This window comes from Burkholderia sp. NLJ2, from assembly GCF_049487195.1.
GTDB lineage: Bacteria > Pseudomonadota > Gammaproteobacteria > Burkholderiales > Burkholderiaceae > Burkholderia > Burkholderia pyrrocinia.
The window spans coordinates 1,872,370-1,896,285 of record NZ_CP137808.1; the positions used below are offsets into that span (position 1 = coordinate 1,872,370).

Consider the following 23,916-nt stretch of genomic DNA (forward strand, 5'->3'; position numbering starts at 1 on the left):
CCGGCGCGCGGTTTCCCGTTTCGAATCAAGCGCTCGTCATGGACGTCAAACTCGTTGCCCGCACGCTCGACCTGTTCGAGCTGTTCGCCGCCGAACGGCGGCCGCTGCCGCTCACCGAACTCGCGCGCCTGCTCAATGTGCCGGCGTCGAGCTGCCTCGCGATGGCGCGCACGCTCGTGAGCCGCGGCTACCTGTACGAAGTGCGCAAGCGCGGCGGCTACTACCCGACGCGGCGCCTGCAGACGATCGCCGCCGCGATCGACGCGACCGATCCCGTCGTCGACATCGTCCATCCGCATCTCGTCGCGCTGCGCGACGCGAGCCGCGAGACGGCCGTGCTCGGCAAGATCCAGGGGCCGTCGGTGACCTACCTCGACGTCGTCGAGTCGGAGCAGGCGATCCGCTATACGCGCCAGCCGGGCGAACTGCGCCCGCTGCACGCGAATTCGATCGGCAAGGCGATCTTCGCGGAACTCGCCGACGATGCGCAGCAGGCGCTCGGCGCGCAGTTGCCGTTCGAGCGCTTCACCGACGCGACGGTGGCGGACCTGCCGGCGCTCGTTGCGCAAACCGCGCGGTTTCGCGAACTCGGCTGGGCCGAGAACTTCGGCGAAAGCGCGCCCGAGCTGTCGGCGATCGCGGTCGCGCTGACGCTCGACGGCGACTGGTACGGTCTGTCGGTCGTCGGGCCGACCGAGCGGATCCGCCAGCATCGCGACATGCATGCGGCGCTGCTCGTCGACGCGAAGGCGCGGCTGCTGGCCGAGCACGCGCGCGGGTAGGGCAGCGATGCGCGACGGCCGGCAGCGGCCTTGTGTTCCGGGTGTTCCGAGTGTTCTGAGTGTTCGAAGCGGGCGTTCGACTTGCCTGCCACAGCGAGCCGGTCAACGCCCCCTGTAAAGCGGGCCGTTCGCCGGTGCTCGATCCTCCCGCACCGGAAACGGCCCGCGCGTCATGCGCAGACGCGCTGCACCATCACGACTTCACCCACACGCCGCCGGCACTCGGGTTGTCGCCCTGGGTCCACCATTTCGCGCAGTATTTCGCGCCCTGGTACATCACGCACGTGCCGCCCTGGTAGGCGGTCGTGGCCGACCACACGGGCGAGCCGCCGCCGACCGGCTTCCACACCGCCGCCTGGCCGGGCACGTCGCCCTGCGTCCACCATTGCGCCTGATACGTCGTGCCCTGGTAGGTGACCGTCGCGCCGGCCGTATAGACCTGGCCGGCCACCCAGGGCGCGCCCGGCTGCGGCGTGCCGCCGTCCGAGCCGCCGCCGTAGTTCGGGTCCTGCGTGACGCCCGCGCCCCACTTGCCGTCGAGCTTGCGGAAGATCGCTGCGAACGCGTACGGCTGCTGCGCGACGCCCGAGCAGGTCGGCGACGCATACGCGCCGTTGTTCGGGCACGGCTGGTCGCGGCCAACCGACCAGTTGCCGAAGAACCCGTAGCCGTTGTTGACCGCCGCGTTCAGCACGCTTTGCGCGTTCGCGAGCGTGAAGGTCTCGCCCTGCACGTCGTTGACGCCGATCATCGGCGTCACCCCCACCATCTGCCAGAGCTGCGCGCCGGTCTTCGGCTGGCCCGCCGACTTGAACGCCGTGTCGAGCTGCGCGTACAGCGCCTGCGCGGCGCTGATGGCGGCCGCGCCCATGTCGATGTTCGCGGGGCCGTAGTCCATCGTCATCAGGTTCACCGCGTCGAACGTCGACTTGTTCGCGATCGCCGCGTTGACGACGTTCACGCCGTCCTGCGTGAGCCCGGTCGGCATCGTCGGCAGCGTCAGCGTGACGTGCAGCGGCGTGCCCTTCGCCGCATAGTCGGACTGCAGTTGCGCGACGGCCTGGAAGTTGCGCGCGACCGAGGCGGTGTCCTGCTGCGACGCGCCTTCGATATCGAAGTCGATATGCGTGAGGCCGTACGTGTCGATCACGGTCTGGTACGCGGTCTTCAGCGCGGGAACCGTCGAGCAGGCCTGCATCAGCGGCGTGCCGTTCGCGCCGCCGAACGACACGGCGACTTCGCCGCCTTTCGCGCGGTAGCTCGCGATCGACGTCGACAGCGCGGTCAGCAGGCCGCCGCTCGCGCCGCTGCCGATCGGCTGCACGCCGCCCCACGACGGCGCGCAGCCGTTGCCCGCGACCACGAACGCGAGCGTGAACTGCTGGATGCCTTGCCGGACGCCGATCTGGTCGACGAGCGGCGTCGGGTAGAGCGTCACGTCGACAAACGGCGCATAGACGCCGGCACCCTGCGACACGCTCGCGGCGGCGAGCAGACAGCCCGCGGCAAGCGCGCGCGGGATGAAACGCGGCAACACATTGTTGTTCATTGTGTTCTCCAAGTGGAAGAGGGATACGCTGGCCCGCGTATCGCCGCCGGGCGGACGACCGGGCATGCCCGGCCGGCGGCGTGCCCATCTTGGAGGATTCGCGCCGAATAGTGAATAGTCAGGAGTTCTTTTTGTTATTTGATTCCCGATACGTAACGATCTTGCCGATTCGACACCGTTGTGCAACGCATCGGGCGGACGATTTTCCCGATCGATCGTGCCGATCGCGCGACGCCCGATGCGCGTCGCTAACGTCGCATTACGCCGATGCAGGTTGCACGAGCGAACGTGCCAGTGCGACGAAGCGTTCGACGCACGCCGACGCAAACGGCTCGCTCCACGACACGATCTGCTCGACCGCGCGCGCGCCGGCGAGCGGTACATAGACGACGCCCGGACGCTGCAACGTCGCGGTGAAACCCGGCACGATCGCGATGCCGCGTTCGGCGGCCACCAGCGACACGAGCGTCGTGATCTGCGCCGCGGTCGCGCCGATCCGCGGTGCGAATCCGGCTTGCGCGCACAGGTCGTCCAGCGCTGCGGCCAACGCCGAACCGTAACCGGGCGGAAAGGTCACGAAGGTTTCGTCCGCGAGTTCCGCCACGTCGATGCTCGCGCGGCCCGCGCGCGGATTGCCGGCCGGCACGGCCGCGACCAGCGGTTCGCGCGACGCGACGAGCGACGCAACCGCTACGCCAGGCGCGCCGTCCCACGCCCAGCCGAAGCCGATGTCCATCGTGCCGTCCGCGATCTGCCGGCGCTGGCTGGCAGTCGCCGCTTCGCGGAATGCGAGCTCGACGTCGGGCATCGTCCGGCTTGCGGCGCGGATCACGTCCGGGAACGTGTCGGACATCGGGATCGAACTCGCATAGCCGATCACGATGCGCCCCGCGACGCCTTGCGCGATCTTGCGTGCGCTCGTCTCCGCCTCGGCGGCCGCGCTGACGACGTTGCGCGCATGCTCGAGAAACAGCGTGCCTTCCGGCGTCAGCCGCACCGCACGCGTCGAACGCTCGAACAGCCGAACGCCGAGCTCGCTTTCGAGCGCGGCGATATGGCGCGTCAGCGGCGGCTGCGCGACACGCAGGCGCAATGCCGCGCGGCCGAAGTGCAGTTCGTCGGCGACGACCACGAAATAGCGAAGGCGGCGCAGGTCGAGCATTGTTGTCGTTCCGGTATCAATGGCGATGAAAACGGTATTGGCGTGCGTGTGGCGCGTTCGTCAGACTGTCGGCATCGATGACAGGGCAACTCCGATGAACGACAGGATCACGCGTGTCGCGTTCTTTCTTTGCGGCTTCGCCGCGTTTCTCAATCTCTATTCGACGCAGGGCATCCTGCACGAACTCGCGGCGACCTTCGGCGTCAGCGCGGAACGCGCGGGGCAGGGCGTGAGCGCGACCACGACGGCCGTCGCCATTATCGCGCCGTTCGTCGGCATGCTGGCTGCGCGCATCGAGCGGCGCATCGCGATTTCGCTCGCGGCGGTGGCGGTCGCGCTGCCGGTCGTGTGGTCCGCACATGCGGCAAGTTTCGCGTCGTTTCTCGGTGCGCGTTTTGCCGCCGGGCTGCTGATGCCGTTCATCTTCGCGCTGTCGATCGCGACGATCGGCGAGCGCTTCGATCGCGGCACGTCGGCCGAGATCGGCGCGCTGTTCGTCGCCGGTACGACGCTCGGCGGTTTCGCGGGGCGCTTCGCGACCAACCTGCTGACGTCGATGTGGGGCTGGCGGCACGCGCTCGATATCGTCGCGGCGCTGTGTCTCGTCACGGGCGTCGCGATTTACGCGAGCCTGCCGGCGGCCGGCGCGATTGCGCGGCCTTCCGGCAACGAGGCCGACACGGGGCCGCCATGGCGCATCGTCACGCGCGGCCCGCTGCTTGCGTCGTTCGCGATCGGCGCGTGCGTGCTTGCGTCGCAGGTCGCGACGTTCACGTTCGTCGGCTTGCGGCTTGCCCGCGCGCCGTTCGGCTTCGGCACGGTCGGGATCGGCGCGATCTATGCGGTCTTCCTGGTGGCCGTCGTCGTCACGCCGCTCGCGGGGCGCGTCGCGCGGCATCGCGGCCCGCGCACACCGGGGCTCGCGGCCACTGCATTCGCGATCGGCGGTGCATTGCTGACGCTGTCCGACAACGTGCCGGTGATCCTGGCCGGCCTCGCGCTCAGTTCGACCGCCGTGTTTGTCGAACAGGCATCGGCCAACGCGTTCATCTCGCAGGCCGCTGCGACGGCACGCTCGACGGCGATCGGCATCTACCTGTCCTGCTATTACTTCGGCGGCAGTCTCGGGTCGATCCTGCCGGTGTCCGGCTGGCATCGTTGGGGATGGGCCGGCTGCGTCGCGTTCGTCGTCGTGGCGCAGGCCATCGTCGGCGTGCTCGTGTACCGGTTCTGGCGAACCGGTAGCGCGGCCGGCACCGGGCATGCCGACGTGCGCGGCGCCCGGTTCACGCGCTGACCGCGTTCAGCGATACCAGCGCGGCGTATAGACCCACTCGCGTCCGCCGTCGATCGCGAAACGCCGTGTGGTCGACGAGCCGACGATCACCATCGTGCGCATGTCGACCTGGTCGCTGCGCAGCGCGCCGAGCGTCGTCGTCGCGAGCGTCGCGCCCGGCCGGCCGATGTCGCGACCGAGCACGACCACCGTATCGGCCGCACGATGCGCGCGCACGACATCGAGCGCACGGTCGAGCTGCCACGGCCGCGCACGCGAAATCGGGTTGTAGAACGCCATCACGAGATCGGCTTGCGCCGCATGCCGCAGGCGCGTCTCGATCACGTCCCACGGCTTCAGGTTGTCCGACAGCGAGATCGCGCAGAAGTCGTGGCCGAGCGGTGCGCCGGCTTGCGCGGCCGTCGCGAGCGACGCCGATATGCCGGGTTCCACGCGCAGGTCGACTTTCGCCCATTGCGGGTCGCGCGCTTCGTCGAGCGCTTCGAGCACGGCCGCGGCCATCGCGAACACGCCGGGGTCCCCCGACGACACGACCGCGACGCGGCGGCCTTCGGCCGCGAGCTCGAACGCATGGCGCGCGCGCTGCATCTCTTCGCGATTGTCGGTGCCGTGCACGCGCTGGTCCGCCCGGAACGGGCCGGCCATGTTCACGTAGGTCGTGTAGCCGAGGATGTCGGTTGCTTGCGCGAGCGCGGCGCGCGCGGCCGGCGTGAGCCACGCGGCGCCGCCCGGGCCGAGGCCGAGCACCGTCAGGCGGCCGCGCGCACGGCCGAGCGTGGCGGGATCGACCGGATGCGACGCGACCGCGCACGCGAGGCCGTTCGATGCTGCGCGCAACGTGTGCGCGACGCGCAATGCGCGGCCGAGCAGCGTGGCCGCATCGGCTTCCGCGTGAGGATCGACATCGACGAAGCGCAGCGGCACGCCGAGCGTTTGCGACGTTTCCTCCAGCGCTGCTTCGCCAATCTCCGATGCCGGCGCAACGATGGCCGCGAGCGCCAGCCGCGCGAGGCCTTGTGCGTCGAGCGCGGCTTCGATGCGCGCGGCGAGCGCGTCGTCCGCGTGCACGGTTTGCGCATCGACGCCGACCACGACGCTGCGCGGATGGATCACGAGTTCGTCTTGCGTGCCGCGCCAGGCATCGGGCGTCACGCGGATCGCATGCGCTGCCGCGTCGTCGCGCGGCAGCGCGACATCGTCGAGCCACGGCGCCGCGCCGTCGATGCGCGTCGACGCGCCCGCGAGCAGGTCGGACACGAAACGCTTGCCCTGCGCGAGATCCGCGAGCGCATAACCTTCGGGCGGATTGAGCACGCACGCGCCGAAGCGCAGTTCGCCGCTCGTCGTGATCGCCGGCGCGACGCCGAGCCAATCGGCCAGTTCGCGCGCGATCACGTTGACGCCCGTCAGCCCGCCGAGCAGCGGCACGACGGCCGAACCGTCCTCCGCGACCGCGAGCACCGGCGGCTCCACGCCCTTGTCGGCCAGCGCGGGCGCGAGGCAGCGAATCACGATGCCGGCTGCGCACAGCGCGACGATCGGCAAGCCGCGCGCATACAGTTCGCGCAGGTGTGCGCCGAGTTCGTCGAATGGCTCGTCGGCATCGACGCGCGACGCGAGCCCGTGCACGCGGGCGCCCGAGTAGCGGGCCTGGATGCGCCGCGCAGTGTCGAGCGCACCGGCGCCGAGAATCACGATCGCAGGCGGAGTCGTCATCCTTGCCATTTTTCCCCCGGCACGACGAGCAGCGAGAAATACGGCGACGCCATCGGGTCGACTTCGTCGAGCGGCACGATACGCTGGCTCGCCATCGTCGCGCGCTCGACGTACAGCGCGCGCTTCGCGAGCCCGAGTTCGTCGAGCACGCGCCGCACCTTGTCGAAATTGCGGCCGAGCTTCATCACGACGGCCGCGTCGGCCTGCGCGAGCCGCGCGCGCAGCTCGTGCTCGGGCAGCACGCCCGACAGCACCGACAGGCTCTGGTTGCGATAGACGAGCGGCTGGCCGAGCACGGCCGCGCCGCCGAGCATCGAACACACGCCCGGGATGACCTCGGTGTCGTAGCGCGGCGCGAGGCGGTCGTGCAGGTACATGTACGAGCCGTAGAAGAACGGATCGCCCTCGCAGATCACCGCGACGTCGCGGCCCGCGTCGAGATGTGCCGCGACGATTTCGGCGGCCGTATCGTAGAAGTCGGCGATCACCGTCTCGTAGCAAAGCGGCGGCGGCAGCGCTTCGGTCGTCACCGGATAGACGAGCGGCAGTTGCGTCTGCGTGTCGAGCAGGTGTGCTTCGACGATGCCGTACGCATTGCCTTTCTTGCCCTTCGCGACGAAATACGCGACCACGGGTGCGGCCTGCAGCACGCGCAGCGCCTTGATCGTCATCAGTTCAGGGTCGCCGGGGCCGACGCCGACCCCGAACAGGCGTCCACGCGCGGTCGTCATTCGACCTCCGTCGCGAGCGCGTTGACCGCGGCGGCGGCCATCGCGCTGCCGCCGCGCCGGCCGAGCAGCGCGACGTACGGCACGCCGCGGCTGTCGGCGTCGAGCATCGCCTTCGATTCGGCCGCGCCGATGAAGCCGACCGGGAACCCGAGGATCAGCGCGGGGCGCGGCGCGCCGGCATCGATCATGTCGAGCAGGTGGAACAGCGCGGTCGGCGCGTTGCCGATCACGACGACGCTGCCCGTGAGATGCGGGCGCCACAGTTCGAGCGCGGCGGCCGAGCGCGTGTTGCCGAGATGCCGCGCAAGATCGGGCACCTCCGGCTCGCCGAGCGTGCAGATCACGGGATTGCCCGCCGGCAGCCGTGCGCGCGTGATGCCTTCGGCAACCATCTTCGCATCGCACAGGATCGGCGCGCCGGCCGCGAGCGCCGTGCGGCCCGCAGTGCCGGCGCCGGCCGAGAAGCGCAGGTCGTAGACGACATCGACCATCCCGCACGCGTGGATCACGCGCACCGCGAGTTTCTCGAGATCGGGCGGGACCTGCGACAGGTCGGCCTCGGCGCGGATCGTCGCGAACGACTGGCGGTAGATTTCCTGTCCGTCGCGAATGTAGTCAAGCATCGGTGGTGGTGTCCTGGCTATGCCGTGCGCCCGTGAGGCGGGCCGCGGCCTGGTCAATCGTCAGATGGCGCGCGAGCGGGGCGCCGAGGCCCGCGGCGGCGTCGCGCCGGTAAAGGTCGTAGTGCGCGGGCGCAACCGCGACGAGCGTGTGCGTCGCGGGATGCGGCAGCGCGCAATGGCGCTCGCAGCCGGTCAGGTGCACGTCGACCGGATGGCCGAGGCGCGCGGCAAGCGCGAGCGCGTCGTGTTTCGTGTCCGCGTGCGCTTTCGCGCAGCCCGCGCTGCCGGTGCACGCGACGAGCGTCGCAAGCGGGTCCGACGATGTACACACGAGGCCGAGCGATGCGAGCGCATCGAGCGTGGCCGGTGCGCGTGCGTGCGACACGCCGTGGATGAACACGCCTTGCCACGGCGTCATCGACAGCGTGCCGTCGCCGTCTGTTTCAGCCAATGCGGCGAGCCGTTCCAGTTGCGTCGCGTCGAGCCGCCCGAGCGCGAATTGCGCGCCGATGCTGCAACGCGCTGCGTCGAGCGACGGACGCGCGCCGAAACGCAGTGCGGAATCGGAATGCATGCGCCGCCAGCCGGCGAGCGCGGGATCGGCCGCGAGCGGAAAGGGCAGGTAGTGCTGCGCGCGTTCGAGCAACACGCGTTCGCCGCACGTCGCCGTCGCGAGCAGCGCACGCATCCGCGTGACGTCGGCCGGCGCGAGATCGAGGAACGCAAGCAGCAGTCCGCGGACGAGCGCAACGCTCTGGTCGGGCGACACATCGACCGCAGCAGGCGTATCGTCGAATGCAATCGGCGGGCAGCCGGCCAGCCCGGCCGCGATGCGCACCGCGCCGTCGTCGCGGCGCCATGCGGCAAGCCAGATGTCGTGCGGATGATCGAGCGCCGCGACCGATTCGCCGCCGTCGAGCTGGATCGAGAATTTCGGCGACAGTTCGCCGCGACGCGGCTCGCTTGCCAGCATGTCGAGCAGCGGAACGGCGAGCGCGCGGCTGTCGACGAGCGCGGCGGGGTCGTGCCCGGCGAGCGGGCTGAGCATCACGTTGCGGACGTCGTCGCTCGCGGCGAGCGCGGCCGCATTGGCAGTTGAATCCGCGGTCGAGTTCGCGGTGGCATCGGCGCGCGGGCCAAGCCCCGCGTCGAGCAACGCGCGTGTCAGCGCGTCGGCCGCGCCGTCGCGAATGCCGCGCAGCTGGAGATTCGCACGATTGGTCGCGTCGATCGCGCCGGAGCCGTATGCGCGCGCGGCGGCGGCGATCGCGCGTGCCTGGCCCGCGTCGAGCCGGCCGCCCGGCAGCTTGATCCGGCACAGCCCGCCGTCGGCGGCCGCAACGACGCGCATGAGCCCCGGGCAGGCCGAAGGGCGCACGACAGGCGACGCAGGAATCGAATCGGGGGCGGAACTCAACGGGGTACCGGGACAGTGTCGCGCCGCGGCCAACGCATCGGTACACCCCGCCCGACGCCGACTGGCACGCACGCACTTTCTGGCCGGCAGGTCTCCTGGCTGACAGGTCGGCGCCGGCTCCCGGCCTTCCCGGTCGAACCAGTGGCGTGAGGGGGGAAATCGGCTCGCTGTCTACAGTTGCGGGGGCAGCCACAGCGGCGCGCGGCGCGCCCTGTGTTCCCTCTTCGGCCCCGAGGGGCACCGGCGAACGAACGGCCGTAGGATACCCGATTTCGACTGCGGTTCGCGACCGGAAAGCCGTTCGCGACGGGCGAAACGGACGACGGCCCGGCGCCGGCGAGCCGGCAGATGAAACGCGGGATGGAACACGGTACCATGCCGTCTTTCGCAATGCGGACGGCTGCGCCGGCCCTTTTACGGCTGCGCGGCGACACGATGGAATCGAACGATGGGGAAGGGTGCATGACGGCGTGGCTGACGGTAGTGGGCATCGGCGACGACGGTTACGCGGGGCTCGGCCGCAGCGCGCGGCGCGCGTTGCTCGACGCGACGCTCGTCGTCGGCGCGACGCGGCATCTCGACATGCTGCCCGCGCGGCTGCCGGCCGCGCGCGAAACGTGGCCGTCGCCGTTCGACATCGCGGGCGTGCTCGCCCGCCGCCCGTCGCCCGTCTGCGTGCTCGCGAGCGGCGACCCGATGCTGTTCGGCGTCGGCGCCACGCTCGCGCGCCAGCTTTCCCCCGACGAATGGCGCGTACTGCCCGCGCCGTCGTCGCTGTCGCTCGCGGCCGCGCGCCTCGGTTGGGCGCTGCAGGACGTCGGTGCGGTATCGCTCGTCGGCCGTCCGCTCGCGACGCTCGCGCGTCACCTGCTGCCGGGCCGGCGCCTGTTCGTGCTGAGCGCCGACGGCCGCACGCCGGCCGCCGTCGCGGCCGAACTCGCCGCACGCGGCTTCGGGCCGACGCGCATCAGCGTATTCGAACATCTGGGCGGCCCGCTCGAGCGGCGCCTCGACGGCCTCGCGCAAGACTGGAACGTCGACGAAACGGCCGCGCTCAATCTCGTCGCGCTCGACTGCCAGGCCGGCCCGGATGCGCCGCGCCGCGCGCTCACGCCCGGCTTGCCCGACGATGCGTACCGCCACGACGGCCAGCTCACCAAGCGCGACCTGCGCGCGATGACGCTCGGACGCCTCGCGCCCGCGCCCGGCGAGCTGCTGTGGGACGTCGGCGCCGGCAGCGGCTCGATCGGCATCGAATGGATGCGCGCGCATCCGTCATGCCAGGCGATCGCGATCGAAGCGCATGCGGAGCGGCAGCGCTTCATCGAGCACAACCGCGACGCGCTCGGCGTGCCGGGCCTGCAACTCGTCGCGGGCCGCGCGCCCGATGCGCTCGCCGGGCTCGCCGCGCCGGACGCGGTCTTCATCGGCGGCGGTGCGACGGCGCCCGGCGTGCTCGACGCGTGCTGGTCGTCGCTGAAGCCTGGCGGCCGGCTGGTCGCGAACGCGGTCACGCTGCAGGGCGAGATGGCGCTTGCCGCATGGCGCGACGCGCACGGCGGCACACTCACGCGCGTGTCGCTCGCGCATGCAGAGCCGCTCGGCCGCTTTGACACATGGCGGCAGCCGTTGCCGGTCACGCTGTACGATGTTCGCAAGCCCGACGCGGCCGCCATGGCCGGACCGTCGAACCTGACGAACGAAACGGACGCGTGATGCGCGACGAAACCCCCGAACAGCACGCTCCGCTGCGCTTCGGCTATACGACCGGCAGCTGCGCGACCGCGACATCGCTCGCAGCCGCGCGCCTGCTGCTCGCGGGCCACGCGGACGATGCCGTCGAGATCGTGCTGCCGAAGGGGCAGCGCGTGATGATGCGGCTCGAGTTCTGCCGGACCACGGCCGACGGCGCCGAAGCCGGCACGATCAAGGATGCCGGCGACGATCCGGACGTCACGCACGGCGCGCTGATCTTCGCGCGCGTTGCGCTTGCGGCGGCGCCCGGCGTGCGTTTTCACGCGGGGCCGGGCGTCGGCACGGTCACGCGTGCGGGGCTGACGCTGGCGGTCGGTGAACCGGCGATCAACCCGGTGCCGCGCCAGATGATGACGACGCACCTCGACGCGCTGGCGGCCGAGCATGGCTACATGGGCGGCTTCGACGTGACGATCGGCGTGGAAGGCGGCGAAGCGCTCGCGCTGAAGACGATGAACCCGCGCCTGGGTATCGTCGGCGGGCTGTCGATTCTCGGGACGACCGGCATCGTGCGGCCGTTCTCGTGCTCGGCGTATATCGCTTCGATCCACCAGGGCATCGACGTCGCGCGCGCAAACGGCATCCAGCATATCGCCGCGTGCACGGGCAATACGAGCGAAGACGCGATGCGTGCGCACTACCACCTGCCCGACATGGCGCTGGTCGAGATGGGCGATTTCGCGGGCGCGGTGCTCAAGCACCTGCGGCGCGCACCGATCGCGCGGCTGTCGATGTGCGGCGGCTTCGGCAAGCTCAGCAAACTCGCGGCCGGCCACCTCGACCTGCACAGCCGCCATTCGAGCATCGACCTGCCGCTGCTCGCGCAGTGGGCGGCGGAGGCCGGCGCGAGCGATGCGCTGCAGGCAGCGATGCGCGCCGCGAACACGAGCCAGGAAGCGCTGAAGCTCGCGCTGGCCGCCGGCGTGCCGCTCGGCGATCTCGTCTGCGCGGAGGCGCTGCGCGTCGCACGCGATATCGTGCCGCCATCGGTCGCCGTCGAGATGTTCGCGATCGACCGGCAGGGCCGCTTCGTCGGGCAAGCGCGATGAGCACGCGCATCCTGCTGCTCGGCGGCACCGGCGACGCGCTGAAAATCGCGCGCGCACTCGGTCCGCACCACGTGTATAGCCTGGCCGGCCTCGGCAAGGTACCCGACGACCTGCGCTGCGACGTGCGCGTCGGCGGTTTTGGCGGCGCCGCCGGATTGGCCGCGTATCTGCGCAGCGCCGGCATCGGCCTCGTGATCGACGCGACCCATCCGTATGCCGCGCAAATCAGCGCGAATGCCGCTGCCGCGACGCGCGACGCGGGCGTGCCGCTGTGGGCGCTGCGCCGCGCGCCTTGGGCGCCGCAACCCGGCGACGACTGGCGGATGGTCGACGACTGGGCCGGCATCGAGGCCGCGCTCGCGCCGTTCCGGCGGCCGCTTTTCACGCTCGGCCGCGAGCCGCTCGCGCATCTCGACGCGATCCCGCCGCACCAGTTCTGGCTCGTGCGCTGCCTCGATGCGCACCCCGGCAACGCGCACGCGCAGATCGTCGCCGCGCGCGGGCCGTTCACGCTCGACGGCGAGCGCGCACTGTTCGCGCTGATGGGGATCGACGTCGTCGTCAGCAAGAACAGCGGCGGTGCGGCCACCGAGGCCAAGCTCGACGTCGCACGCGAACGCCGGCTGCCGGTCGTGATGCTGCGCCGGCCGCCGCTGCCCGACGCCGACCGCGCGTTCGACTCGGCCGCCGCGCTGCTCGACGCACTCGATCCGGCCGCCCGCGCGTGACGCCGCGCGGCCGATCATCCAACGAATAAACGGAGATTTTTCGATGACGGTGTATTTCATCGGCGCGGGCCCCGGCGACCCGGAGCTGATCACGGTGAAGGGCCAGCGCCTCGTGCGCAGCTGCCCGGTGATCCTGTATGCGGGCTCGCTGGTGCCGGCGGCCGTGCTCGACGGCCATCGCGCGGAGCAGGTCGTCAATACGGCCGAGCTCGACCTCGACGCGATCGTCGCGCTGCTCGCCGCCGCGCATGCGAAAGGGCAGGACGTCGCGCGCGTGCATTCGGGCGATCCGTCGTTGTACGGCGCGATCGGCGAGCAGATCCGCCGGCTGAGGGTACTCGGGATTCCGTACGAAATCGTGCCGGGCGTGACGGCCACGGCCGCGTGCGCGGCAACGCTCGGTGTCGAGCTGACGCTGCCCGGCGTCGCGCAGACGGTGATCCTCACGCGCTTCGCGGGCAAGACGACGATGCCGGAAGGCGAAGCGCTCGGCGCGCTCGCCGCGCACCGCGCGACGCTCGGGATCCATCTCGGCGTGCGCCATCTCGCGCGCATCGTCGACGAAGTGCTGCCGCATTACGGCGCCGATTGCCCGGTCGCGGTGATCTATCGCGCGAGCTGGCCCGACGAGGAACGCGTGACCGGCACGCTCGCCGACATCGTCGGCAAGGTGCAGGGCACGCAGATCGAGCGCACCGCGCTGATCCTGGTCGGGCGCGTGCTCGACGCCGAAGGGTTCGCGGATTCGACGCTGTACGCGAGCGCAGGCTGATCGTGCGCGCGGATCGGCGATCACGGACATCACGTGCACGGTGACGGTCGAACCGTGTGCGCAACCCATGCCTCATGCCGATCTGCGAGCAACTGATCGGCGTACTGGCCGACGACGTGCAGCCCGCGATCCGGGTGTGCCTACTGTGCAACGATGACCGTGCGATTTGCGGCGACGTCCGTCCGAACATGCCTATCGACGGTTGCCGTCGGAGCGGGAAACGGGCGGCTGACGCGCGGCCCTCTGCCTAAGCACTCGCAACACGCCGCGCGAGCCGCGGCGCAAAACCCGCCGCCAGCGCGAACAGCACGACGCACAGGCACGCCATGACCACCCACGCGGGCGTCAGGTCCGCGAGATGCTGGCGCACGACGCCGGCCGCGAACGGGAACAACCCGGCGACCAGGTAGCCGACACCCTGCACGAACCCCGTCAGCGATGCGGCGTCCGCCGGCGTCGCCGCATGGTCGACCGTGACGATCAGCGACAGCGGAAACAGCGCGCCGATCCCCGCACCGAGCAGCAGCGCGGCCGGCAGCGCGAGCGTCTCCGGCGCGGCCAGCATCACCAGCAAGCCGACGAACAGCGACGCGATCGCCGCATGCAGCGCGGGCCGGCGATCGGGCAGGCGGTCGATCGTCGCCGAGATCGTCAGCCCCGCGACGACTTCCGCGAGCGTCACGCCGCCGAGCAGGCTGCCGGCCGCCGTCGGTGACCAGCCGAGCCGCATGTAGTACGGCGGCAGCCACGCGAGCACGAGCGTATACGCGCCCGTCGCGATCCCGAAGAACAGCGCGAGCCGCCATGCGCGCGGCGAGCGCGACGGCTGCGCAGTCGATGCCGAAGCCGGCCCGGCGGCGAGCGCATCGCCGCCGCGACTGGCCAGCGGCCACGCGAGCGCGGCCACCGCGGCCGGCAGCGCCCAGCCCGCGAGCGCGGCGAGCCAGCCCCAGCGCGCCGCGACAAACGGCGCGACGACGCTCGCGAGTACCGCACCGCCCATAATCGACGTCGAATAGACGCCCATCGCGCCGCCGACGCGCGTCGCGAAATGCGCCTTCACGAAACCGGGCAGCAGCGCCTGCACCATCGCGATCCCGACGCCCGCGCAGCAGGCGCTCGCGAGCAGCAGCCACGCGTGTTGCGCGCCGATGCGCGACACGCACGCCAGCCCGATCAGCGCAACGCCGAGCCATACGCCGCCCGCGATGCCCGTCACGCGCTGCAGGCGCCGCGCACTCAGCGCACCGAGCCCCATCAGCAGGATCGGGATTGTCGTCAGCAGGCTGGCCGCGCCGTCGCCGATGCCGGTCGCGCGCTGGATCATGTCGAGCAGCGGGCCGACCGCGGCGAGCGCCGGCCGCAGGTTCAGCCCGACGAGCACGATGGCGGCAAGCCGCCATCCGGGGGAAGTGAAACGATTCATCGACAGGCCCTCGGTATCGGTGCACGGCATCCATCCGGGTGCCGCGCGTTTTCAGGTAAAGTATCTCGACATCAAGATAAACGTCGATTTATCTCGACGTCAAGATAACTGGTGAGCCGAGGAGGGTTAATGGATCGAGCCGCGCATGCGCTCGCGCAATGGCGCGCCGAGCGTCCGGATCTCGACGCGTCGTCGATGGTCGTGATGGGGCGGCTGCAGGAAGCCGCGCTCGTAATCGCGCGCGACCGTCTCAATCCGCTGTTTGCGCGCTACGGGATGCAGCCGGGCGAATTCGACGTGCTCGCGACGCTGCGGCGCGGCGGTGCGCCGTTCGCGCTGACGCCGACGGCGCTGTACGACGCGCTGATGATGTCGTCGGGCGGGATGACCGCGCGCATCGACCGGCTGCAGAAGGCCGGCTGGGTCGAGCGCCGGCCGAACCCGGCCGACGGGCGCGGCACGCTCGTCGCGCTGACGGAAACCGGCCGCGCGCTGATCGACGAAGCCGTCGTCGCGCACATCGACAACCAGCGCGCGCTGCTGGCCGCGCTGTCGGACGCGGAACAGGCGCAGTTGTCGCAATTGCTGGGAAAGTTGCTGGCGGGGCTGGCCGATGGAGCGCCGGAAGGGCTTTAAGGGCCGGGCGGGAAGTAGCATCGGCAAACAGCGAACGACGGGCGCGAACGCGCCGGGCCGAAGGAGGCGCACCCGCCGCGCAAGGCGGCGGGCTGCGCGGATCGCGGGCGGCGCACTGCGCGCCCGCGTTGTCGATCAGTTGCGTGCCGGGATAGTGAGCCCGCGCGCGACGGCCGGACGTGTGACGAACGCGTCGAGCGCCCGCGCGACGTGCCGGAATTCGCTGAAGCCGACCAGGTCGCCCGCTTCGTAGAAGCCGACGAGGTTGCGCACCCACGGGAAGATCGCGATGTCGGCGATCGTGTACGTGTCGCCCATCACCCACTTGCGGTTCGCGAGATGCGCGTCGAGCACGGCGAGCAGGCGCTTCGACTCGTCGACGTAGCGGTCGCGCGGACGCTTGTCCTCGTAGTCGCGGCCGGCGAACTTGTGGAAGAAGCCGACCTGGCCGAACATCGGGCCGATGCCGCCCATCTGGAACATCACCCACTGGATCGTCTCGTAGCGGCCGGCGAGATCCTTCGGGATCAACTGGCCGGTCTTGTCCGCGAGATAGATCAGGATCGCGCCCGATTCGAACAGCGGCAGCGGCTTGCCGTCGGGGCCGTTCGGATCGATGATCGCCGGGATCTTGTTGTTCGGGTTCAGCGACAGGAACGCGGGCGACAACTGGTCGTTCGTGTCGAAACGCACGAGGTGCGGCTCGTACGGCAGGCCGGTTTCCTCGAGCATGATCGACACCTTGACGCCGTTCGGCGTCGGCAGCGAATAGAGCTGGAGACGGTCGGGATGCTGGGCCGGCCACTTTTGCGTGATCGGGAAGGCGGACAGGTCGGGCATGGAGGTTCGCTCGTCGACGAGGTGGGTGATTCGCGCTCCGCCGTGCCGCCGCGCTCGCGCACGGTCCGCGGCGCGGCGATGGCGCCGGAGCGCGCCGAAAAACGCCCACTGTAGCCGATCCCCGGAATCGATGCAGGCGGCGGCCGGGATTCGCCCCCGAGCGCCGCGACGCCCGTTCCGCGTCAGGTCAAACGCATCGTCAGAAGTTGTGCCGCAGCCCGATCATCGCGGCCGTCGTACCGACGCCCGGCGCGACCGGCTGCCCGTAGACGAGCATCTGGTCCATCGTGCCGCGGTTGTTCACGTGGCCGACCTGCGCATAGACCATCGTCCGCTTCGACAGGCTGTAGTCGGCCGCGAGCACGACCGCCGTCGACCGGTTCTCGGAACGATTGCGGTCCTTCAGGTAGTACACGGCGGAGGTCACCTGCAGCGCGGGTGTGAAGCGATAGCCGACGCCGGCCGACAGCATGTCGAGGTTCACCTTGTCGGCATGCGCAGGATTCCTGCCGTTGCCGTACGACGCCGACACCGAGAAATCGCGGATCGTGTATTTCGCGCCGAAGTACATGAAGCGGTTGTTGTCGACGCCGGTCGGCGCGACCCCCGGCGCCGGGTTCGTGTCGTGGCCGTTGTAGTAGAGCGCCGACACGTTCAGCCCGTAGTTCGAGTACTTGAGCACGACCGATTCGCGCGTGCCGCCCTGGAACTGCCCGGCGACGCCGCCCGGCGCGTATTCGAGCGCGATCGACGCGCCCGCGAACGTCGGCGACTGGTAGACGAGCGCATTGCTGTCGTACAGCGCGCCGATCGCACCGTTGGTGCTGGTCCCCGGCCAGCCGGCCGCGGTGTTCAGGCCGAGCCACGCGGTCAGCACGCTGCCGAAGAACTGCGCGTTGCGCACGTCGGTGTCGGCCATCGCGTAGATCATCGGCACGATCTGGCGGCCGGCCGTGAACGTGCCGAACGGGCCCGACACGCCGAGCGACGCGACCTGGTTGAAGATCGCGACGGCACCCGGCGTGTCGCTCAGTTGCAGCTTGCCGGTGCCGCTGTCGAACGAACCCTGCAGCTTGAAGTTGACCTTGTAGCCGCCGCCGATGTCCTCGCTCCCCTTGATGCCCCAGAAGCTCGAATAGATGCCGCCGTCCTTCATGCGGAACACCTTGCCGGTATTCGGCGCGGTCGGGCTGAACGACGCGGCCGACGTGCTCTGGTACAGCAGGCCCGTGTCGATCACGCCGTAGAGGGTGACGGAGGATTGCGCGTGAGCGAGCGCCGAACAGCCGGCAAGCGCCGCGAGCGCGGCCAGTTTCGTCTTCATGAAGTCTCCAGGGTCGTATTGGACCGGACGGGATCGAGCCCGGCCGGGTGAAGCGGGGAAGCATCGGGGCAGGCGGGAACGCGCGGGATGCGACGCCGGTGCGAGCCGTGCGGAAAGACTACGCAACGGCGGGCGGCCGCTCCCCCCCATGCGCGGGGGGCAGGGTTGCGGAGAATCGAAGGGGGTCAGGGCTTGTTCACGCTGATAACGGGCTGGCGAACGCGCCTTTCCGCCCGTCCCTCAAGGGGATTTCCCTTGGGCGCGTGCAAGGAGAGAGGAGGCGCAATGGCCGCAGCTATTGCAACGACGAACGACGCCGCAATGCGGGCGGAACAGGCCGTTTCAAGTCGGCATCAAGGCGCGCTTTCGAGCAGCCCGAGCACCAGCGCGCGGCGCACCGCATGCTTGCGCGAGCTGGCGTCGAGCTTGCCGAACAGGTTCTTCAGGTGCCACTTCACGGTTTCCTCGCCGACGGCGAGCGCGACCGCGATCTCCTTGTTCGACAGGTTGCGCGCGAGCAGTTCGAGAATCGCGCGCTCCTTCGGCGTCAGCACGACGCTCGGCACCGCGCGCGGACTGGGTGCGCCGCGCGGCGCGGGCGGCACGATGCGCGGCTGCGGCAGCGCGTGCCGCGCGGGGCCGTCGCCGGCGGCCGCCTCGTCGCCGACGCGGCGCGCCCAGTCGGCGACGGCCGGATGCGCGTCGGCGAGCGTGCGCGTGAGCCCGAACATGTCCGCGAGGTTCATCGCCTCGTCGAGCAGCGCGCGGCCGCCGTGCCCCGACTGTTCGAGCGCGAACGCGCTGAGCGCCATGATCTCGATGCGCTCGCGTCCCATGCTCATTTCGCGGGCCAGCACCGCCGCTTCGTCGAGCGCGGCGCTCGCGTCGTCCCAGCGGCGCGCGGCGAGCGCCGCACCCGCATGCGCGGTCGCCTGCAGCAGCACGACGGGCCGCCGCCACAGCGGCCCGTGCGACGGAAACTCGGCCGCGGCGATCGCATCGATCCGCTCGACGAGCGCATGGCAGGTCGCCTCGCGATAACGCGCCGCGTGAATCCGCACCTGCTCGGCGAGACTCGCGACCGACAGGCGCGGCAGCCGGCGCGCGACGCCCATCGCGTCGAGCGCCTCGAGCAGGTCGATCGCCCGATGCTCGACGCCGCGCAGCAGCGCGATGCGCGCGGCGGTGCGATAGCCGAGCAGCACGGTGTCGGGCGTGCCCGCATGTTCGAGCACGTCGAGCCGGTTCGCGAGCAGCGCGGCGGCCTGGTCGACGCGGTCGGCCTCGTACGCGATCGCCGCGCACATTGCCGCGAGCATGCAGGTCAGCGGATGGCGGCGCCCGAGATCGGCTTCCGCACGCGCCAGTGCCGGCGACAGCGCGTCGTCCGCGAGCCGGATCTGGCCTTCGCGCAGGTAGCTCAGGCCCGTGATCAGCTCGCCCCAGCGCGCGACGTAGCCGAACCCGGCCGCCGTCTCGCCGCGCGGCGCGGCCTGCTGGAAGCGGCGCGCCCGCGCCGGTTCGCCGACGATGATCGCGCGCGCCGACAGCCGGTTCGCGTGCATCTGCGCGAGCCATGTCGCCGCCGGCGGCGCGAAGTCGGCCCACGGTTCGAACAGTTCGACGAAGCGATCGATTTCATCGGCGTAATACGCGGCCGCGCTGAGAATCAGCGCGCATTCGTAGCGCATCGCGGCCGGCGTGCCGGGGTCGGCCAGGATGCCCGCGATCTGGCGCTGCGCCTCGACATGGCGCTCGCCGAGCGCCAGCGCCCAGGCGACCGCGACCCGCAGCGTCGGGCGCTTGTCGAGCTCCGCGTCGGGCAGCAGCGCGAGCCAGTCGAGCACGTCGTTGATGCGACCTTGCTTGATCGCATCCTCGAGGCAACGCTGCGCGAGCGCGTACGCGGTCTCGACCTGGCCGGCCGCATACGCGTGGCGCGCGGCTTCCTCGGTCATCCCGTGCGCGTCGAGCCAGGCCGCCGCGCGCGCATGCAGCACGCTGCGCTCGGCGTCCGGGCCCGCGGCCAGGCGGTCGCGCAGCGTGTCGCGCACGAGCGGATGCAGCCGGCACCAGTCCGAATCGTCCGATGCAATGAACAGCGGCGTGTCGCGCGCGAGCCGCGCGAGCCGGTCGGGCGCATCCGCGTCGTCGAGCAGTGCGGCACACAGCGACGGATGCAACCGATCGGCGACGCTCGTCCGTGTCAGGAACGCGGTGTCGTCGGCCGACAAGTTCGCGAGCAGCAACTCGACGAGCCGGTCGCGCGTGCCGTCCACGCGCGCGGCGAGCGCGTCGACCGCCTGGCGCGGATCGGCCGAGCGCGCCATCGCGGCCATCGCGAGCTGCAGCCCGAGCGGCCAGCCGTCGACGCGTTCGAACAGCCGCGCGCACGCGTCGGCGTCGACGCGCTGCGCAAAGCGCGCGCCGACCAGCGCGATCGTCTCGTCGAGCGTGAAGCGCAGCCAGTCGGGGCCCGCGAGCGTGCATTGCCCGCTGGCGAGCAGGTCGCCGGCCGCGTGATCGAGCCCGCGCCGCGCCGCGACGACGACATGCAGGTTTTGCGGCGCGTTGTGCAGCACATAGGTCAGCGCGTCGAGGCCGGCGGCAGGCAGGCGCTCCGCGTCGTCGACGATCAGCAGTGCGTCGATCGACAGTTGCGCGACCTCGGCCAGCCACGCGGTCAGGCCGTCCAGCGCGCGGGACGCGCCGTCCGGGATCAGGCGCCCGAAGCCGGGCCGCGCGCAGCCGGTGCGCACCGCCTGCACGAGCCCCTGCAGCAGCCGCGGCGCGTCGTCGCGCTCGTCGGCCGACAGCCACACGACCGCACCGCCGAGCGCGAGATACTCGCGCCGCCATTGCGCGAGCAGCGACGTCTTGCCGTAGCCGGCCGGCGCCTGCACGAGCGTGACCGGACGGCCGTCGAATGCCGGCGCGGCGAGGCTCAGCCGCGCGCGGGCGAGCAACTGCGCCGGCACGCGCGGCGCGGTCGTCTTCAGGACCAGTTCGGTGGGGGGCGCGTCGGCGCGATCGGGTGGGTGGGCCATCGGGGCAGCAGTCGGAATCCGGCGGTGCCGTGCGGGCCAGCGTCCGGGGTGGGCGTGGGGGGAAGGATCGGTCGAACCGCGTTCGCGCGTCAATCCCCCCCGCGACGAGTGGGGCCGCACCGGCGCCGCGCCGATAGCATGGGTTCCGATGCATGACGAACACCACGAGGAGGGCACCCATGAAGATCGTATCGACCGGCGCGCGGCGCAGCGCGCCGACCGCCGGATAAGCGGAGCGGCACGATGTACCGCCATCTGCTCGTGACGGTCGACGGCGCGCCCGGCGGCATCGACGCGATCGGCCATGCACTCGAACTGGCCCGTGCGGTCGGCGCGCGGGTCACGTTCGTGCTGCCCGGCACCGCGCCGGACTCGCGTTTGTCCGGAGCGCGGCTGCCGGAACACGGTGCGAAAGTGGAAGCCGCCGCGCGGGCGCAGGGTTTGTCCCATGCGATCGCGGGGGCCGGCCATCCGGGGGCCGGCCATCCGGGGGCCGGCCACCCGGCTGCCGGCGACACGTCGCCCGGCATGCTCGCCGGCGAACTCGGCTGCGACCTGATCGGCGTCGCGGCGCTGCCGCACGATGCCGATGCGGCAACCTGCAAGCAGCGGCAGCACCTGCTCGCGACGAGCGGCGTGCCGGTGCTCGTGTGCCCGTCGCAGCGTTCGTCGGCCGAGGCGCGCGTGATGGCGCGCTGTCTCGATGCGCATCGCGCGGTCGGCGTGCTGCTGCAAGCGCTGATGGCGTGCGGCGAACGCGCGAACGGGCCGCAGCGGCAAGCGGTCGATGCGCGCGGTGCGCTGGCCTCGCTCGCCGCGCTGCAGAACGCGCGCTTCGGCACGGCCGCCGAAGCGCGGCTGTTCGCGGCATTGCGTGCCCGTGCCGAGTGCGTCGCGGCCGAACTGGACGAACTCGACCGCCAGCGGCAGCGCGACGCGCGAGCGCTCGACGCACTGGCGCGAATCGCCGTGGATGGGTTGCCGTCGGCCGAATTCGACACAGCGCTCGCGCGCTATGCACATGGCGCGTTCGAGCAGATGGGGCGGATGGAAGGCGTGATTTTCCCGGCCGCGCGGCGCTACCTGGGCGACGCCGACTGGGCCGAACTGGACGAGCCCCCGGCGGGCGGCGCAGCCGCGACGCTGCCGGGCGCGAACGAACCTGACGATGCGCGACGCGCATCCGACTGACACCCTACGGAGAACAAGATGGCACATGCAGTGCGATTCCACGAAACCGGCGGCCCCGACGTGCTGCGCTGGGAGGAGGTCGACGTCGGCGACCCGGGCCCCGGCCAGGTGCGCCTGCGGCACGAGGCGGTCGGCCTGAACTTCGCCGATACCTATTTCCGCAGCGGCCTGTATCCGGTTCCGCTGCCGTCCGGGATCGGCGTCGAGGCGGCCGGCGTGGTCGAGGCCGTCGGCCCCGGCGTGACGAACGTCGCCGCCGGCGATCGCGTGACCTACACCGGTTTCATCAACACGCTCGGCGCGTACAGCACCGAGCGGCTGATCCCGGCCGCGCCGCTGATCCGGCTGCCGGACGGCATCGCGTGCGACACCGCGGCGGCGATGACGATGCGCGGGCTGACGTCGGCCTACCTGCTGCGCCGCATCCACGCGTTCGCGCCGGGCGACACGCTGCTGCTGCACGCGGCCGCCGGCGGCGTCGGGCTGATCGTGTCGCAATGGGCGAAGCTGCTCGGGCTCAAGGTGATCGGCACCGTATCCAGCGGACACAAGGCCGACATCGCCCGCGCGCACGGCTGCGACCATACGATCGACTACAGCCGCGAGGATGTCGCGAATCGCGTGCGCGAACTGACGGACGGCGCGGGCGTCGACGTCGTGTTCGACAGTGTCGGCAAGGACACCTTCGAAGGTTCGCTCGATTCGCTGAAGCGGCGCGGGCTGATGGTGTGCGTCGGCACCGCGTCGGGCCCGATCCCGCCGTTCGATCCGCAACGCCTCGCGATGAAGGGCTCGTTGTACCTGACGCGCCCGGCGCTGGCCGACTACATCGCCGACCCGGCCGAGAAGAACGACCTGGCCGGCGAACTGTTCGCGCATGTGGCCGCCGGCCGCATCCGGATCGAGATCAACCAGCGTTATGCGCTGCAGGACGCCGCGCAGGCACACCGCGATCTCGAATCGCGCAAGACGACCGGTTCGTCGGTGTTCATCGTCTGAGGAGGCGCGCATGCGAGTCGAACCCCTGACCTGCGCGATCGGCGCGGAACTGCTGGACGTGAGCCTCGCCGACGCCGTGCACGACGACGGCCTGTTCGCCGAGATCCGCGCGCAGTTGCTCCGGCATCGCGTGCTGTTCCTGCGTGACCAGGACATCACGCGCGCCGAGCACGTCGCATTCGCGCGGCGCTTCGGCGAGCTCGAGGATCATCCGGTCGCCGGCAGCGATCCCGAGCACCCGGGGCTCGTGCGGATCTACAAGTCGCCCGACCAGCCGAACGACCGCTACGAGAATGCGTGGCACAGCGATGCGAGCTGGCGCGTGGCGCCGCCGTTCGGCTGCGTGCTGCGCTGCGTCGAGGGTCCGCCGGTTGGCGGCGACACGATGTGGGCGAACATGGTGCTCGCATACGACAACCTGCCGGAACACGTGAAGCAGCAGATCGACGGGCTGCGCGCCCGCCACAGCATCGAGGCGAGCTTCGGCGCGGCGATGCCGATCGACAAGCGCCTCGCGCTGAAGGCGCAGTATCCGGACGCCGAGCATCCGGTCGTGCGCACGCATCCCGAAACCGGCGAGAAAGTGCTGTACGTGAATGCGTTCACGACACATTTCACGAACTTCCACACGCCGGAGCGCGTGCGCTTCGGGCAGGACGCGAACCCCGGCGCCGGCCAGTTGCTGCACTACCTGATCAGTCAGGCCATGATCCCCGAATACCAGGTGCGCTGGCGCTGGAAGAAAAACAGCGTCGCTATCTGGGACAACCGCAGCACCCAGCACTACGCGGTGATGGATTACCCGCCGTGCGTGCGCAGGATGGAGCGCGCGGGCATCGTCGGCGACGTGCCGTTCTGAGCGCGCCCGCACC

Annotated in this window: 20 protein-coding genes and 1 riboswitch; of the genes, 10 read left to right on the forward strand and 10 right to left on the reverse strand. The window is 70.9% G+C overall.

Translation table 11 applies throughout. The features are described from left to right. Positions 1-38 precede the first annotated feature (38 nt). Entirely contained in the window at positions 39-782 is a 744-nt protein-coding gene (locus R9B84_RS08555) for an IclR family transcriptional regulator (protein ID WP_423757638.1), read from the forward strand. Positions 783-975: 193 nt separating this feature from the next. Here R9B84_RS08555 and R9B84_RS08560 read toward each other — a convergent pair whose 3' ends face one another. Beyond that, positions 976-2,331 carry a chitinase gene (locus tag R9B84_RS08560; protein ID WP_423757639.1) on the reverse strand — a complete coding sequence of 452 codons (1,356 nt, stop codon included), beginning with the start codon at positions 2,329-2,331 and terminating at the stop codon, positions 976-978. A gap of 259 nt (positions 2,332-2,590) precedes the next feature. Beyond that, positions 2,591-3,493, reverse strand: a complete 903-nt coding sequence (locus tag R9B84_RS08565) for a LysR substrate-binding domain-containing protein (RefSeq protein WP_423757640.1) — start codon at positions 3,491-3,493, stop codon at positions 2,591-2,593. Between the two features lie 94 nt (positions 3,494-3,587). Between R9B84_RS08565 and R9B84_RS08570 the strand changes: the two genes are divergently transcribed. After that, positions 3,588-4,790, forward strand: a complete 1,203-nt coding sequence (locus tag R9B84_RS08570) for an MFS transporter (protein ID WP_423757641.1) — start codon at positions 3,588-3,590, stop codon at positions 4,788-4,790. Positions 4,791-4,796: 6 nt separating this feature from the next. Here the strand turns inward: R9B84_RS08570 and cobJ are convergent, their stop codons facing one another. The 4 genes from cobJ to cobG are packed head-to-tail and all read right to left on the reverse strand — an operon-like array spanning position 4,797 to position 9,211. Further along, on the reverse strand, positions 4,797-6,506 hold the full coding sequence (cobJ, locus tag R9B84_RS08575) for a precorrin-3B C(17)-methyltransferase (RefSeq protein WP_423757642.1): 1,710 nt from the start codon (positions 6,504-6,506) through the stop codon (positions 4,797-4,799). Continuing rightward, positions 6,503-7,237: a precorrin-2 C(20)-methyltransferase gene (locus R9B84_RS08580; RefSeq protein ID WP_423757643.1), complete on the reverse strand. Its 735-nt coding sequence runs from the start codon at positions 7,235-7,237 to the stop codon at positions 6,503-6,505. Before R9B84_RS08580 ends, cobJ begins: the two co-directional genes overlap by 4 nt. Then, entirely contained in the window at positions 7,234-7,860 is a 627-nt protein-coding gene (locus R9B84_RS08585; RefSeq protein ID WP_423757644.1) for a precorrin-8X methylmutase, read from the reverse strand. The genes R9B84_RS08580 and R9B84_RS08585 overlap by 4 nt, the downstream gene beginning before the upstream one ends. After that, positions 7,853-9,211: a precorrin-3B synthase gene (cobG, locus tag R9B84_RS08590; RefSeq protein WP_423757645.1), complete on the reverse strand. Its 1,359-nt coding sequence runs from the start codon at positions 9,209-9,211 to the stop codon at positions 7,853-7,855. Before cobG ends, R9B84_RS08585 begins: the two co-directional genes overlap by 8 nt. Before the next feature lie 134 nt (positions 9,212-9,345). Then, a riboswitch (cobalamin riboswitch) is annotated at positions 9,346-9,537 on the reverse strand. Positions 9,538-9,739: 202 nt separating this feature from the next. Between cobG and cbiE the strand changes: the two genes are divergently transcribed. The 4 genes from cbiE to cobM are packed head-to-tail and all read left to right on the forward strand — an operon-like array spanning position 9,740 to position 13,581. Then, positions 9,740-10,993, forward strand: coding sequence for a precorrin-6y C5,15-methyltransferase (decarboxylating) subunit CbiE (cbiE, locus tag R9B84_RS08595; protein ID WP_423759980.1), 1,254 nt, complete (start codon positions 9,740-9,742; stop codon positions 10,991-10,993). Beyond that, positions 10,993-12,081, forward strand: coding sequence for a cobalt-precorrin-5B (C(1))-methyltransferase (locus R9B84_RS08600; RefSeq protein ID WP_423757646.1), 1,089 nt, complete (start codon positions 10,993-10,995; stop codon positions 12,079-12,081). The genes cbiE and R9B84_RS08600 overlap by 1 nt, the downstream gene beginning before the upstream one ends. Further along, complete coding sequence (locus tag R9B84_RS08605; RefSeq protein ID WP_423757647.1) at positions 12,078-12,809, forward strand: cobalt-precorrin-6A reductase; 732 nt, start codon at positions 12,078-12,080, stop codon at positions 12,807-12,809. Before R9B84_RS08600 ends, R9B84_RS08605 begins: the two co-directional genes overlap by 4 nt. Positions 12,810-12,852: 43 nt before the next feature. Then, complete coding sequence (gene cobM / locus R9B84_RS08610) at positions 12,853-13,581, forward strand: precorrin-4 C(11)-methyltransferase (RefSeq protein ID WP_423757648.1); 729 nt, start codon at positions 12,853-12,855, stop codon at positions 13,579-13,581. Between the two features lie 247 nt (positions 13,582-13,828). Here cobM and R9B84_RS08615 read toward each other — a convergent pair whose 3' ends face one another. Then, the gene (locus R9B84_RS08615) at positions 13,829-15,007 is read right to left on the reverse strand and encodes an MFS transporter (protein ID WP_423757649.1); all 1,179 of its coding nucleotides are present in this window, start codon (positions 15,005-15,007) and stop codon (positions 13,829-13,831) included. A 129-nt stretch (positions 15,008-15,136) separates the two neighbouring features. Here R9B84_RS08615 and R9B84_RS08620 point away from each other — a divergent pair, with 129 nt between their 5' ends. After that, positions 15,137-15,643, forward strand: a complete 507-nt coding sequence (locus R9B84_RS08620) for a MarR family winged helix-turn-helix transcriptional regulator (RefSeq protein ID WP_423757650.1) — start codon at positions 15,137-15,139, stop codon at positions 15,641-15,643. A gap of 135 nt (positions 15,644-15,778) precedes the next feature. On the opposite strand, the gene R9B84_RS08625 is transcribed toward R9B84_RS08620, so the two are convergent. From R9B84_RS08625 to R9B84_RS08635, 3 genes are all read right to left on the reverse strand, one after another. Then, the gene (locus R9B84_RS08625) at positions 15,779-16,483 is read right to left on the reverse strand and encodes a glutathione S-transferase N-terminal domain-containing protein (RefSeq protein WP_423757651.1); all 705 of its coding nucleotides are present in this window, start codon (positions 16,481-16,483) and stop codon (positions 15,779-15,781) included. A gap of 199 nt (positions 16,484-16,682) precedes the next feature. Further along, positions 16,683-17,807: a porin gene (locus R9B84_RS08630; protein WP_423757652.1), complete on the reverse strand. Its 1,125-nt coding sequence runs from the start codon at positions 17,805-17,807 to the stop codon at positions 16,683-16,685. 353 nt (positions 17,808-18,160) lie between these two features. Beyond that, positions 18,161-20,854 (reverse strand): LuxR C-terminal-related transcriptional regulator, encoded by a 2,694-nt coding sequence (locus R9B84_RS08635; RefSeq protein WP_423757653.1) that lies wholly within the window; start codon positions 20,852-20,854, stop codon positions 18,161-18,163. 243 nt (positions 20,855-21,097) lie between these two features. Here R9B84_RS08635 and R9B84_RS08640 point away from each other — a divergent pair, with 243 nt between their 5' ends. From R9B84_RS08640 to R9B84_RS08650, 3 genes are read left to right on the forward strand one after another with little or no spacing between them, the layout of a single operon-like run. Then, a complete protein-coding gene (locus R9B84_RS08640; protein WP_423757654.1) occupies positions 21,098-22,045 on the forward strand; it encodes a universal stress protein in 948 nt (315 codons plus the stop codon). Positions 22,046-22,063: 18 nt separating this feature from the next. Beyond that, complete coding sequence (locus R9B84_RS08645; protein WP_423757655.1) at positions 22,064-23,044, forward strand: quinone oxidoreductase family protein; 981 nt, start codon at positions 22,064-22,066, stop codon at positions 23,042-23,044. A gap of 10 nt (positions 23,045-23,054) precedes the next feature. Beyond that, positions 23,055-23,903 carry a TauD/TfdA dioxygenase family protein gene (locus R9B84_RS08650; protein ID WP_423757656.1) on the forward strand — a complete coding sequence of 283 codons (849 nt, stop codon included), beginning with the start codon at positions 23,055-23,057 and terminating at the stop codon, positions 23,901-23,903. The last annotated feature ends 13 nt before the right edge of the window (positions 23,904-23,916 follow it).